Source organism: Thermomonas beijingensis (assembly GCF_020034655.1).
Classification (GTDB): Bacteria; Pseudomonadota; Gammaproteobacteria; order Xanthomonadales; family Xanthomonadaceae; genus Thermomonas; species Thermomonas beijingensis.
In genome coordinates, this window is sequence record NZ_JAIQDJ010000001.1 from 666,943 (window position 1) to 679,973 (window position 13,031).

Annotated in this window: 12 protein-coding genes; 8 read left to right on the forward strand and 4 right to left on the reverse strand. The window is 62.0% G+C overall.

All coding sequences use genetic code 11. The features are described 5' to 3' along the window. Positions 1–75 precede the first annotated feature (75 nt). The 4 genes from fabA (at position 76) to K7B09_RS03125 (ending at position 3,944) form a co-directional block, all read left to right on the forward strand. Complete coding sequence (gene fabA, locus K7B09_RS03110) at positions 76–591, forward strand: 3-hydroxyacyl-[acyl-carrier-protein] dehydratase FabA (protein WP_223626671.1); 516 nt, start codon at positions 76–78, stop codon at positions 589–591. A 1-nt stretch (position 592) separates the two neighbouring features. Further along, positions 593–1,801 (forward strand): beta-ketoacyl-ACP synthase I, encoded by a 1,209-nt coding sequence (gene fabB / locus K7B09_RS03115; RefSeq protein ID WP_223626674.1) that lies wholly within the window; start codon positions 593–595, stop codon positions 1,799–1,801. 218 nt (positions 1,802–2,019) lie between these two features. Next, positions 2,020–2,277 carry a helix-turn-helix domain-containing protein gene (locus K7B09_RS03120; protein WP_223626676.1) on the forward strand — a complete coding sequence of 86 codons (258 nt, stop codon included), beginning with the start codon at positions 2,020–2,022 and terminating at the stop codon, positions 2,275–2,277. Continuing rightward, entirely contained in the window at positions 2,274–3,944 is a 1,671-nt protein-coding gene (locus K7B09_RS03125) for a SulP family inorganic anion transporter (protein ID WP_223626679.1), read from the forward strand. The genes K7B09_RS03120 and K7B09_RS03125 overlap by 4 nt, the downstream gene beginning before the upstream one ends. Here the strand turns inward: K7B09_RS03125 and K7B09_RS03130 are convergent. The 3 genes from K7B09_RS03130 to K7B09_RS03140 all read right to left on the reverse strand — a co-directional run bounded on the left by K7B09_RS03130 (position 3,923) and on the right by K7B09_RS03140 (position 6,445). Then, positions 3,923–5,320, reverse strand: coding sequence for a PhoH family protein (locus K7B09_RS03130; protein ID WP_223626682.1), 1,398 nt, complete (start codon positions 5,318–5,320; stop codon positions 3,923–3,925). The genes K7B09_RS03125 and K7B09_RS03130 overlap by 22 nt on opposite strands. Positions 5,321–5,402: 82 nt before the next feature. Further along, positions 5,403–5,873 (reverse strand): peroxiredoxin, encoded by a 471-nt coding sequence (locus tag K7B09_RS03135; protein WP_223626683.1) that lies wholly within the window; start codon positions 5,871–5,873, stop codon positions 5,403–5,405. 5 nt (positions 5,874–5,878) lie between these two features. After that, positions 5,879–6,445 (reverse strand): glycine cleavage system transcriptional repressor, encoded by a 567-nt coding sequence (locus K7B09_RS03140; RefSeq protein ID WP_374349956.1) that lies wholly within the window; start codon positions 6,443–6,445, stop codon positions 5,879–5,881. Between the two features lie 156 nt (positions 6,446–6,601). On the opposite strand from K7B09_RS03140, the gene dapA reads away from it, so the two are divergent. Further along, on the forward strand, positions 6,602–7,504 hold the full coding sequence (dapA, locus tag K7B09_RS03145) for a 4-hydroxy-tetrahydrodipicolinate synthase (RefSeq protein ID WP_223626688.1): 903 nt from the start codon (positions 6,602–6,604) through the stop codon (positions 7,502–7,504). Between the two features lie 12 nt (positions 7,505–7,516). Beyond that, positions 7,517–8,026: a hypothetical protein gene (locus tag K7B09_RS03150; RefSeq protein WP_223626690.1), complete on the forward strand. Its 510-nt coding sequence runs from the start codon at positions 7,517–7,519 to the stop codon at positions 8,024–8,026. A 71-nt stretch (positions 8,027–8,097) separates the two neighbouring features. Here the strand turns inward: K7B09_RS03150 and fdxA are convergent, their stop codons facing one another. Further along, complete coding sequence (gene fdxA, locus K7B09_RS03155; RefSeq protein ID WP_223626692.1) at positions 8,098–8,421, reverse strand: ferredoxin FdxA; 324 nt, start codon at positions 8,419–8,421, stop codon at positions 8,098–8,100. 198 nt (positions 8,422–8,619) lie between these two features. Between fdxA and carA the strand changes: the two genes are divergently transcribed. Both carA and carB read left to right on the forward strand, forming a co-directional pair. Continuing rightward, on the forward strand, positions 8,620–9,780 hold the full coding sequence (gene carA, locus K7B09_RS03160) for a glutamine-hydrolyzing carbamoyl-phosphate synthase small subunit (protein WP_223626694.1): 1,161 nt from the start codon (positions 8,620–8,622) through the stop codon (positions 9,778–9,780). Then, complete coding sequence (carB, locus tag K7B09_RS03165; RefSeq protein ID WP_223626697.1) at positions 9,773–13,021, forward strand: carbamoyl-phosphate synthase large subunit; 3,249 nt, start codon at positions 9,773–9,775, stop codon at positions 13,019–13,021. The genes carA and carB overlap by 8 nt, the downstream gene beginning before the upstream one ends. Positions 13,022–13,031: the final 10 nt, after the last annotated feature.

The window sequence follows — 13,031 nt, forward strand, 5'->3', positions numbered from 1 at the left end:
TGGCAGCCGAGCAATACCTCTAGGTATGGTCTGGGGGCTGCGTTTACACTCTCCTATTTCCTGCTGGGCCAGTCCATGACCCGTGCTTCATCATTTACCCGCGAGCAGTTGCTCGCCAGCGCTCGCGGTGAGTTGTTCCCCAACAGCACCGCACGTTTGCCGTCCGACCCGATGCTGATGTTTGACCGTATTGTCGAGATCAATGACAACGGCGGCAGCCACGGCAAGGGCTTTGTGCGGGCTGAACTCGACATCCACCCGGATCTTTGGTTCTTCCAGTGCCATTTCCTCGGCGACCCGGTGATGCCCGGCTGCTTGGGGTTGGATGCCATGTGGCAATTGGTGGGCTTCTATCTCACTTGGCTGGGTGCCCCCGGGCGTGGCCGTGCCTTGGGCTGTGGTGAAGTGAAGTTCAGTGGGCAAGTACTGCCCACGGCCAAAGTGGTCACCTACGAAATCGACGTCACCCGCGTGATCAACCGCAAGTTGGTGATGGCGCAGGCCGATGCACGTACCTTGGTCGATGGCCAGGAAATTTACGTGGCCAAGGATTTGCGCGTAGGGCTGTTCAACGCGACGGAGGGTACCTGACATGCGGCGTATTGCGATTACCGGAATGGGCATCACCTCCTGCCTCGGCAATGATCTGGATACCGTCTCGCGTTCACTGCGCGAGGGCCGTTCCGGCATCCGCACACTGCAAGATTCGGTGGAACGCGGTCTGCGTAGCCAAGTCGGTGGCGCGGTCGAGTTGGATTTGGATGCGGTTATCGACCGCAAACTCAAACGCTTCATGAGCGATGCGGCGGCGTACAGCTATGTGGCCATGCGTGATGCCATCGCCCAAGCCGACCTGAGTGAAGACCTGGTCAGTCACCCGCGCACCGGCCTGATTGCCGGCTCCGGCGGTGGTTCCAGCCGCTGGCAAGTGGAAACTGCCGATATCCTGCGCGAGCGTGGCGTGCGCAAGGTCGGCCCGTACATGGTGCCGCGCACGATGTGCTCCACGGTGTCGGCCAATCTTGCCACGGCATTCAAAATCAAAGGCCTGAGTTATTCGATCAGCGCCGCCTGCGCAACGTCCGCACATTGCATTGGCGCTGCGGCCGACCTGATCCGCCACGGTGCGCAAGACATCATGTTTGCCGGTGGCGGCGAAGATTTGGACTGGACGATGACGGTAATGTTCGATGCGATGGGTGCGTTGTCGTCCGGCCGCAACGACGCACCGGAGCACGCCTCGCGCCCGTATGACGTGGCCCGCGATGGCTTCGTCATCGGCAGCGGCGGCGGCATGCTGGTATTGGAAGCGTGGGATCACGCGGTCGCGCGCGGTGCCAGCATCCTGGCCGAATTGGTCGGCTACGGCGTCACCTCGGACGGCGCCGACATGGTCGCCCCCAGCGGTGAAGGCGCGGTGCGCTGCATGCAGATGGCGCTGGAAGGTGTAAATCGCCCGGTGGATTACCTCAACACCCACGGCACCTCCACGCCACTGGGCGACATCGTCGAGCTGAAAGCCGTGCGCGAAGTATTCGGTAATGCGGTACCGCCGATTTCGTCGACCAAAGCACTTTCCGGCCACTCGCTCGGCGCGGCCAGCGTGCACGAAGCGATTTACAGCCTGCTGATGCTGCGCGACGGCTTCATCGCCGGCTCCGCCAATATCGACCAGCTCGATTCCGGTGCCGAGGGCTTCCCGATCGTGCGCGAAAGCCGCGATGCCAAGCTCGACGTGGTGATGTCCAACAGCTTCGGCTTTGGCGGCACCAATGCCGCGCTGGTATTTGCACGCGCCTGACGTTCGCCGCGCATTGACTGACAACGGTCGCCGCCACTGCGGCAGCGCTCCACGATGACCCCGCCCCATGCCCCCGTACCGGTGGCTGTGGTGGGGTTTTTTTCGTGATGGTGATAGCAGGATTCCTGCCGCGAGTAGGGGTAAAATACAAGCATATTGATGTTATAAACATCATTTATATTGTTTTATATCCCACCCCATCAGGACGGAGCAGAGCCGTGATCACTTCAGCCCAGATGCGCGCCGCACGTGCGCTGCTTGGCATCGACCAGAAGGCGCTGGCACAGATGGCCGGGCTATCCCTGCCCACCATCCAGCGCATGGAACTCAGCCAGGGGCAGGTGCGCGGCGTGGTCGATTCGCTGGTCAAGGTGGTGGCCGCGCTGGACGTTGCGGGGATCGAGCTGATCGGCGAGCGCGCCGCCAGCAGCGGTGGCGGCCGTGGTGTGCGCTTCAAGGCGGAGGCGGCGGCATGATCGCGCTGGTCGAAGCCGCGCGCGCCGGATTGTTGCGCCGTGCCCACTGGCTGCCCAACATTACCGCCGGGGTAATCGTCGGGGTAGTGGCGCTGCCGCTGGCGATGGCGTTCGCCATTGCGTCCGGAGTCAAGCCGGAGCAGGGGCTGTACACGGCGATCATCGCCGGCATCACGGTATCGCTGTTTGGTGGGTCACGCATCCAGATCGCCGGGCCGACCGGCGCGTTCATCGTGATTCTGGCCGGAGTGGTGGCGAAGTTCGGGGTCAGCGGGCTGCTGCTGGCGACCCTGATGGCCGGGGTGATCCTGGTGGCGATGGGGCTGGCGCGGCTGGGTGCGGTGATCCGGTTCATCCCCGACCCGGTGATCGTCGGTTTCACCGCCGGCATCGCGGTGATCATCTGGGTCGGCCAGTGGCAGTACTTCTTCGGCCTGCCGGCACCCGGCAACGGACCGTTCTACCTGAAGACCTGGCATCTGCTGCAGTCGTTCGACCACCTGCATCCGGCGACTTCCCTGCTGGCCCTGCTCAGCCTTGCGCTGGCGGTCTGGGGCTCGCGCATTCCCGGGTTGACGCGCGTGCCCGGGCCGCTGCTGGCGATGGTCGTGGCCACCGCCGTGGTGATGGGCTTCAACCTGCAGGGCGTGGCCACCATCGAGTCCACCTTCGGCGCGATCCCGCGTGCGCTGCCGGCGCTGCAGTTGCCCGCGGCGGGCTTCGACCGGCTGGTGGAGCTGCTGCCGTCGGCCTTTACCATCGCCATGCTCGGGGCGATCGAGTCGCTGCTGTCGGCGGTGGTCGCCGACGGCATGGCCGGTACCCGCCATGATTCCAACCAGGAGCTGATCGGGCAGGGCGTGGCCAACATCCTGTCACCGCTGTTCGGCGGCATCGCCGCCACCGGTGCGATCGCCCGCACCGCCACCAACATCAAGAACGGCGGCACCTCGCCGCTGGCCGGCGTGGTCCACGGCATCACCCTGCTGCTGATCCTGCTGGTGCTGGCACCCTATGCCGGCAAGGTGCCGTTGGCGGCGCTGGCCGCGATCCTGTTTCTGGTGGCGTGGAACATGAGCGAGGCGCGCCGCTTCCTGCGCATGGTCCGGCAGGCGCCGCGCGCGGATGTCGCGATCCTGCTGATCACCTTCACCCTCACCATCGTCACGGATCTGGTGGTGGCGGTGAACATCGGCGTGATTCTGGCGATGTTCCAGTTTCTGCGGCGGATGAGCGCGTCGGTGGCGGTGGTGGAACACGGCCAGGCCAACCTGCGCCACGAGCTGGCCGAGGCCGGGCTGGAGGCGCTGCCGAAGGACGTGCTGGTGTATGCCATCGAGGGGCCGTTCTTCTTCGGCTCGGTCGATTCGCTGGAGCGCGCGCTGGCGTGGTCGCGGGAGCCGCCGCGCTGGGTGCTGCTGCGGTTGGAGCGGGTGCCGCTGGTGGATGCTACCGGCCTCAAGCGGCTGGAATCGACCATCGAGAATTTGCGTCGCCGCGGCGTGCAGGTGCTGCTGAGTGGCGCCAACCTGCGCGTATTGCGCAAGCTGGTGCGTGCGGAGATCGTCCGCCGCGACGGACCCGCCGTCTATTTCGGCGACCTCGCCACCGCGCTGCGCCACGTGCACGCAGCGCGGGGTGCCGGCTACAGCACCTCGGAGGCGTAATCGGCCAACCGCGAGCGTTCACCGCGCCGCAGCGTGACGTGTGCGCTGTGCGCCCAGTGCTTGAAGCGGTCCACCGCGTAAGTCAGGCCCGAGGTGGTTTCGGTGAGGTAGGGCGTGTCGATCTGTTCGACGTTGCCCAAACACACGATCTTGGTGCCGGGGCCGGCGCGGGTCACCAGCGTCTTCATCTGTTTGGGGGTGAGGTTTTGCGCCTCGTCCAAAATCAGATAACGCGAAAGAAAAGTGCGCCCACGCATGAAGTTCATCGAGCGGATCTTGATGCGCGATGCCAGCAGATCATTGGTGGCGGCGCGCCCCCAACTGCCGCCTTCCTGATTGTGGGTGAGCACTTCCAGATTGTCGGTGAGCGCGCCCATCCACGGGGTCATTTTTTCTTCTTCGGTGCCGGGCAAAAAGCCGATGTCCTCGCCCACGCTGACGGTGGCACGGGTCATGATGATTTCCCGATAGCGTTGCTGGTCCATGGTTTGCGCAAGACCTGCGGCCAGCGCCAACAGCGTCTTGCCGGTGCCGGCGGTACCCAGCAGGCTGACAAAATCAATCTCCGGGTCCATCAATGCGTTCAGCGCAAAATTCTGTTCGCGGTTGCGCGCCACGATGCCCCACACCGAATGCTGGCTGTGGCGGAAATCATCGACGATCTGCAAGACCACGTTGTCGCCATCCACCTTGGTGACTTTCATCTCAGACTGTTCATCGCCGGGCAGGTACACGAACTGGTTGGGATGCCAGTCATCTTCTTCGCTGCGGGCGATTTCGTAGTAGGTGCGGCCCTTGTCGGTCCACGATTTCAGTTCTTTGCCGTGGCGCTGCCAGAAGTCTTCGGGCAGCACGGTGGCGCCGGTGTAGAGCAGGCTGAAATCATCCAGCGCCCGGTCGTTTTCGTAATCTTCGCTGACGATGCCGGCAATCGAGGCTTTGATCCGCAGATTGATGTCCTTGGACACGAACACCACCGGTGCGCCGGGGTCGGACTCCTTCAACACCAGGATCGCGCCGAGGATATTGTTGTCCGGGATCACCGTGCCAAAACGCTTGCCGGCATTGAAATCACTGGTTTGGAACAGCAGCCGGCCGGCGCTGGCCGCGCCGCGCAATTGCAGGCCTTGCGGGCGTGCCAGTGCGATGCCTTGGCTGACATCGGTGCTGCCGTGGGCTTCGATCAATTCGTTGAGGAAGCGGCTGACTTGGCGCGCGTTGCGGCTGGCTTCGCTGGTGCCCTTCTTGCCGTTATCCAGCTCCTCCATCACCTGCATTGGCAGATAGACATCGTGTTCCTCGAACTTGAACAGTGCGGTAGGGTCATGCATCAGCACATTGGTGTCGAGCACATAGATGCGCTTGCCATGGGTCATGCGTGGGCTCCTGCGGGCAATAAACAGTGGCTCACCGCGTCCCGCTTTGCGGGGCAGTGACGAGGGATGAAAACAGGGGTGATCACTTGGTTTGTTCGGCCTTCAGTGCGTCAAGCACGGCTTGCGCATGACCGGCGATTTTCACCGGCTGCCATTGCTGGCGGATGACACCGGCAGGGTCGATCAGAAAGGTGCTGCGCACGATGCCCATGTATTCACGGCCATACAGCTTCTTCAACTGCACCACGCCGAAGGCATCGCACAGCGCACCATCGCTATCGCTGACCAGCTCGAACGCGAAGCCCTGCCTGGTGCAGAAATTCTGATGCGATTTGAGCGAATCCTTCGACACCCCCAACACCTTGGCGCCTGCGCGCTTGAACTCGGGCAGCAGGGCATTGAAGTCCAACCCCTCGGTGGTGCAGCCGGGGGTGGCGTCTTTCGGGTAGAAATACAACACCAACCAGTGGCCAGCGTATTCGGCCAACGTGGCGTGGGAGCCGCTGGACAGTGTCAGCGGCAAGTTGGGGATACGGTCGCCGATGGTGATCATCGACCTCAATACTTCATGGGATCCATGATCGCGTCAAGGTTTAAGTGATCGCAGAACTCAAGAAAATCATCGCGCAGTGAAGCAATATGCGTTTCCGCCGGAATACCGATGGTGAGCTGGGCCGAAAACATGTCGGCACCGGTCTGCATTGCGCGGTAGCGGGCGCAGTTCAGGCTTTCGATGGTGATGCCCTGGTGGTCGAAGAAGTCGGCCAATTGGAACAGGATGCCGGGCTTGTCGGCGGCAATCACTTCCACCACATACGGCAGCAGATTGGACTGCATCGGCTTGGGGCCGGTGCGATACCACATCAATTTCAGGCCCTCCTCGCGCTCCAGCTTGGTCAGCATGGTCTCGAGCTTTGCCACCGCATCCCACGAGCCGATTACCAGTGCGGTGACCGAGACATCGCGCCCCACTGTGGCCAGCCGGGTATCCACCAAGTTGCAGCCGGAATCGGCAATACGGCGCGTTACCGCCAATAGCGGGGTCTGCGGATGCGTGGTGTACGCCGTGATCAACAGGTGGTTTTCTTGCGGGGCGGGCCGGGCGGCAGTTTTGCTCAAAGCGATATTCCGGAAAATTCAAGGAAAATGCCGTCAGCACATGAGGGCATGGCGGCCAGCATACTTGCCGGCGGTTTACAGCCGCAAGTAAGATCATCCAGTTAATCGTGCTTCCCCCCACACGCGTAGCGGCTCCGTTGCGCCCCAAGTCGAGTCAGTCCTTTGCAACTTACCGGCAGCATTACCGCGCTGGCGACCCCGTTCACGGTGGCCGGTGACATTGATTTTCCCGCATGGGAACGATTATTGCAGGCGCAACTGGACGCCGGCACCCACGCCATTGTGGTGGCAGGTTCGACCGGTGAAGCGGCGACTTTGTTCGATGACGAATACGATGCGTTGTTGCGCAGTGCAGTGACCTATTGCGCCGGTCGTCTGCCGGTGTTGGCCGGCACCGGGCAGTCCAGCACCGCCAAAACCATTCGCTTCAATCAGCGTGTGGCGGCACTTGGGGCGGATGCCGCCTTGGTGGTGGTGCCGCCGTATGTGCGGCCCAGCCAGGCTGGATTACTGGCGCATTTTCGGGCGGTAGCGGACGGAGGTGGGCTTCCCGTTCTGCTGTATAACGTGCCCGGCCGCACCGGCTGTGACATGACAGCCGAAACCACCGGCGAGCTGTCGCTGCATCCCAATATCATCGGGATCAAGGAAGCGCGCGCCGATGCGGAGCGCATGGAGGCCCTGTTGCCGCTGCGGCGTGACGGCTTTGTCGTGCTCAGTGGTGATGACCCGACTGCGTTACGCGCCATGCTGGCAGGGGCCGATGGTGTGGTGTCGGTGGCCTCCAACGTGGTGCCAGGCAGCTTTGTGCGCTTATGCGCGCTGGCGCAGGCGGGCGATGCGGCTGGCGCACGCGCGCTGGATGACCGTTTAGCCGAGCTTTATCACTTTCTTGGGCTCGAATCGAATCCGATCCCGGTCAAAGCCTTGCTGACGCTGAACGGCATCGGCCACGGCCTGCGTTTGCCGCTGCAACCGCTATCATCTGCTCATGTCGCGCAGGCTAACCGTCTGCATGCGACCATTGCCCAACTTGAAGAATGCAGCCGCAACATCGCGGCCTGACAGGAGAACCAGATGCACCGTACTTCCCGCATGTCCAAGGCCGCCGCCCCGTTGGTTGCAGTGTTACTGGTGACCAGTTTGTCCGGTTGCCACTGGTTCAAGAAAAAAAATGACCTGTACACCCAAAGTGCGGAACTACGGCCGTTGGAAGTGCCGCCAGGTCTGGATAAGCCGTCGGCGGAACGTGCCATGGCGCTGCCTAACGTCACACCCGGCACTACCGCCAGCGCCACAGCGCAGCCCGTGGCCAACCCCACTGGTTTTGCGGTTGCCGGTGAGCGCGATGCCGTGTTCGCCAAGGTAGGCGAAGTGTTGGCCGCCACCAGCGGTGTGCGCATCGCCAGCAAAGCCGAGATTCTGGGCACCTACGATGTTGATTATCTGGACAGCAAGTTCCTGGTGCGGGTCACCAAGGCCGGTGACAAGCTGTATGTGGCGGCGGTGGATCCGCGCGGCCTGCCGCCTTCGGGTGATGCTGCCGGCAAGCTGATTGCCGCACTGAAGGCGGTCATTGCCCCGTAAGTTGTTTGCGGCTCGGAGCTCACAAAAAAGGCGCCGGGAGGTGCCTTTTTTGTATCGATGGCGCGCTCTGATCAGCGCTCCAGCAACGGTAGCTTATTGGGCTTGCCATCCCAGTCCGCATGATCTGGCGGTGGGTCTTTGCGCACCGTCAGTACCGGCCATTCCTTCGCCAGCTCAGCATTGAGCGCAACGAACAGCTCTTGGCCTGCGGGCACGTCTTCTTCGGGATAGATCGCGCCAACGGGGCATTCCGGCTCACACAGCGTGCAATCAATGCATTCGTCGGGGTCGATCACCAGAAAATTCGGGCCTTCGTGGAAACAATCCACCGGACACACTTCCACACAGTCGGTGTGCTTGCACTTGATGCAGTTTTCGGTGACAACGAAAGGCATGGTGGTGTCCGTGGATCCGTGTTGCGGGATCGAATATTTTAGCGCGATTGCAAGACGATGAGCCGAGCGCCGTGTTCAGTATTGCGCTGGCGGAAAAGCTCGCTTGCCGGTACAATCCGCCCTCGCCTAACCCCCCTCCGCTCCGAACCGGCAGCCCCGCTTCGGCGCTTTCTTGCAACCTGACGCAAGGCGACGCACTTGAAGAATCCTGCACTCTTGGCACTTGAAGACGGCACCGTCTTTGAGGGCATTTCCGTGGGCGCGCCCGGTTTGTCCGTGGGCGAAGCGGTGTTCAACACCGCCATGACCGGGTATCAGGAAATCCTGACCGACCCCTCCTACGCGCAACAACTGGTCACGCTGACCTATCCGCATATCGGCAACACCGGTTGCACCGAGCACGATGACGAGGCCAGCAAGGTTTGGGCCGCGGGCCTGATCGTGCGCGACGTGCCGCGCCGGCCCAGCAACTGGCGCAGCCAAACCTCGCTACCCGAGTGGCTGCAGGTGCGCGGCATTGTGGCGATTGCCGGGATTGATACCCGCAAATTGACCCGCATCCTGCGCGAGCGCGGTTCGCAAAACGCGGCGCTGCTGGCAGGCTCGCGTCATGACGAGGTATTAGATGCCGAGCACGCCATCGAAGCGGCGCGCAAATTCCCCGGTTTGAAAGACATGGATTTGGCCAAGGTGGTCAGCACCACCGCAGGCTATCGCTGGAGCGAGGGCCAGCTGGATCTCGACAGCAATACGTTCGTTCGCGCTGAACCCAAGTGCAAAGTGGTCGCCTACGATTTTGGCACCAAGCGCAACATCCTGCGCATGCTGGCCGAGCGCGGCTGCGATGTGCATGTGGTGCCCGCACAGACGCCGGCGTCGGACGTATTGGCGATGCAACCCGATGGCGTGTTTTTGTCCAACGGCCCCGGCGACCCGGCGCCATGTGATTACGCGATTGCCGCCATCCGCGAATTCCTGAACGTCAAAATCCCGCTGTATGGCATCTGCCTGGGCCACCAGCTCTTGGGCCTGGCGATCGGTGCGCAGACCGTGAAGATGGCGCATGGCCATCACGGTGCCAACCACCCGGTGCAAGACCTCGACAGTGGACGGGTGATGATCACCTCGCAAAATCACGGCTTCTGTATCGATGAGGCCACACTGCCGGCGCGTGCGCGGGTCACCCATCGCTCGCTGTTCGATGGCACCAATCAAGGCATCGCACTGACCGATGCCCCGGCCTTCAGCTTCCAAGGCCATCCCGAAGCCAGCCCCGGTCCGCAGGACGTGGCCCCGCTGTTCGACAAGTTCGTTGCCCTGATGTTGGACAAGCAATCTGAGAACACCAAAAATGCCTAAGCGCAGCGATTTGAAAACCATCCTCATCATCGGTGCTGGCCCGATTGTCATTGGCCAGGCCTGCGAGTTCGATTACTCCGGCGCGCAGGCGTGCAAGGCGCTGCGTGATGAGGGCTATCGGGTGGTGCTGGTCAACAGCAACCCGGCCACCATCATGACCGACCCGGACATGGCCGACGCGGTGTATATCGAGCCGATCAATTGGCAGACGGTCGAAAAGATCATCGCCAAGGAAAAACCCGACGCCATCCTGCCCACCATGGGCGGGCAAACCGCGCTGAACTGCGCGCTGGATTTGGCCGACAACGGTGTGCTGGAGAAGTACAACGTCGAGTTGATCGGTGCCAAGCGCGAAGCCATCCGCATGGCCGAAGACCGCGAGCTGTTCAAGCAGGCGATGTCCGAAATCGGCCTGTCCAGCCCGAAATCGGAAGTGGCGCGCAGCTTTGCGCAGGCGCTGGAGATTCAAGCGCAAGTAGGCTTTCCCACCATCATCCGGCCCAGCTTCACTTTGGGTGGCACCGGTGGCGGCATTGCCTACAACAAGGAAGAATTCGAGGAGATCACCAAGCGCGGCCTGGAGCTTTCGCCTACGGGTGAAGTGCTGATCGAAGAATCCGTGCTGGGCTGGAAAGAGTTTGAAATGGAGGTGGTGCGCGACACCGCCGACAACTGCATCATCGTGTGCAGCATTGAAAATTTCGACGCGATGGGCGTGCACACTGGCGACAGCATTACCGTTGCACCTGCGCAAACCCTGACCGACAAGGAATACCAGCGCCTGCGCGATGCCTCGATTGCGGTGTTGCGGAAAATCGGTGTGGATACCGGTGGCAGCAATGTGCAGTTCGGCATCAATGCCAACGATGGCCGCGTGGTGGTCATCGAGATGAATCCGCGGGTGTCGCGCTCATCCGCATTGGCCTCGAAAGCCACCGGCTTCCCGATTGCCAAGGTGGCCGCCAAGCTCGCTGTGGGCTACACCCTGGATGAGCTGAAGAATGAAATCACCGGCGGCCTGACCCCGGCTTCGTTCGAGCCATCCATCGACTATGTCGTCACCAAGATTCCGCGTTTTGCCTTTGAGAAATTCCCTGCCGCCGATGCGCGCCTGACCACCCAGATGAAGTCGGTGGGCGAAGTGATGGCGATCGGTCGCAGTTTCCAGGAGTCGCTGCAAAAAGCGCTGCGTGGTTTGGAAATCGGCAAGATCGGGCTGGATCCCACCGGGCTGGATCTGGTCAACGAAGATGATCTGCGCACGCTGCGCCGCGAGCTGAAAGAGCCGGGCCCGGAACGCATCTTCCACATCGCCGATGCGTTTCGCGCCGGCATGAGCGTGGAAGATGTGCACGCGCTGTCATTCGTTGACCCGTGGTTCCTCGATCAGGTCGAAGAATTGATCGATGCCGAAATCGACGTGGTGCATCGCGGCCTGGATGGGCTGGATGCCAAGCGCCTGCGCGGCCTCAAGCGGATGGGCTTCTCCGATGCGCGCATTGCGCAACTGGCCGGCACCAACGAAACCGCGGTGCGCGCGCTGCGCAAAGCCTTCGCGGTGCGCCCGGTGTACAAGCGGGTGGATAGCTGCGCCGGCGAATTTGCCACCAGCACCGCCTATCTGTATTCGACTTACGAGGACGAGTGCGAGGCCAACCCCAGTGATCGCAAAAAGATCATGGTGCTGGGTGGCGGCCCCAACCGCATCGGCCAGGGCATCGAGTTCGACTACTGCTGCGTGCACGCCGCGCTGGCGCTGCGTGAAGACGGGTTCGAGACCATCATGGTCAACTGCAACCCGGAAACCGTATCCACCGATTACGACACCTCCGACCGTCTGTACTTCGAGCCACTGACGCTGGAAGACGTGCTGGAAATCGTGGAGCTGGAAAAGCCCTATGGCGTGATCGTGCAGTACGGCGGGCAAACCCCGCTGAAACTGGCCAAGGCGCTGGAAGCCAATGGCGTGCCGATCATTGGCACCTCGCCCGATTCCATCGATCTGGCGGAAGACCGCGAGCGCTTCCAGAAACTGGTGGAAGCACTGGGTCTGAAGCAGCCACCCAACCGCACCGTGCGCAGCGCCGAAGAAGCCCTGGTGCAGGCGCGTGAGATTGGCTATCCGTTGGTGGTGCGCCCCAGTTATGTGCTGGGTGGCCGTGCGATGGAAGTGGTGCATGCCGACGCGGATTTGTCGCGCTACATGCGTGAGGCGGTGAAGGTCAGCCACGATTCGCCGGTGTTGCTGGACCGCTTCCTCGACAATGCGGTGGAAGTGGATATCGACGTGATTGCCGACCGCGACGGCAATGTGCTGGTCGGCGGGGTGATGGAGCACATCGAAGAAGCCGGTGTGCATTCCGGCGATTCGTCGTGCTCGTTGCCGCCGTATTCCTTGTCTGCACGCACCCAGGAACGCCTGCGCGAGCAAGTGGTGGCGCTGGCCAAGGCACTGCATGTGGTGGGCTTGATGAATACCCAGTTCGCGGTGCAAGTGGGTGTGGCCGAAGGCAGCGAAGCCGACACGATTTATCTGCTGGAAGTGAACCCGCGTGCCAGCCGCACGGTGCCGTTTGTGTCCAAGGCGATTGGCCAACCACTGGCCAAGATTTCAGCGCGTTGCATGGCCGGGATGACGTTGGCCGAACAAGGCGCGACCCGCGAAATCATCCCGAATTATTATTCGGTCAAAGAAGCCGTATTCCCGTTTGCCAAGTTCCAGAACGTGGATCCGATCCTCGGCCCGGAAATGCGTTCCACCGGTGAGGTGATGGGCGTGGGTCGCAGCTTTGAAGCTGCATTCGCGCGTGCCGAGGAAGCGGCCAATATCAAGGCCCCGCAGCCGGGCAAGGCGTTCATTTCGGTGCGTGATCCGGACAAGGTGCGGGTGTTGCCGGTGGCCAGGTACATGCTGGAACGCGGTTTCAGTATTGTCGCGACCAGCGGTACTGCCGAGTTTTTGAAGACCCATGGTGTGGTCTGTGAGCAGGTCAACAAAGTGGCCGAAGGCCGTCCGCATATCGTCGACCTGATCAAGAATGGCGAAATTTGCTACATCGTGAACACGACCGAAGGCCGTGCGGCGATTGCCGACTCGTTCTCGATCCGGCGCGAGGCGCTGCAAGCGCGCGTCACCTATTCCACCACCGTAGCCGGTGCCAACGCACTGCTACATTCATTGGACCACCGCGGCAAGGGCGACGTGCTCTCGCTGCAAGAACTGCACAAGGAGCTGGCATGAGCCGTGCACC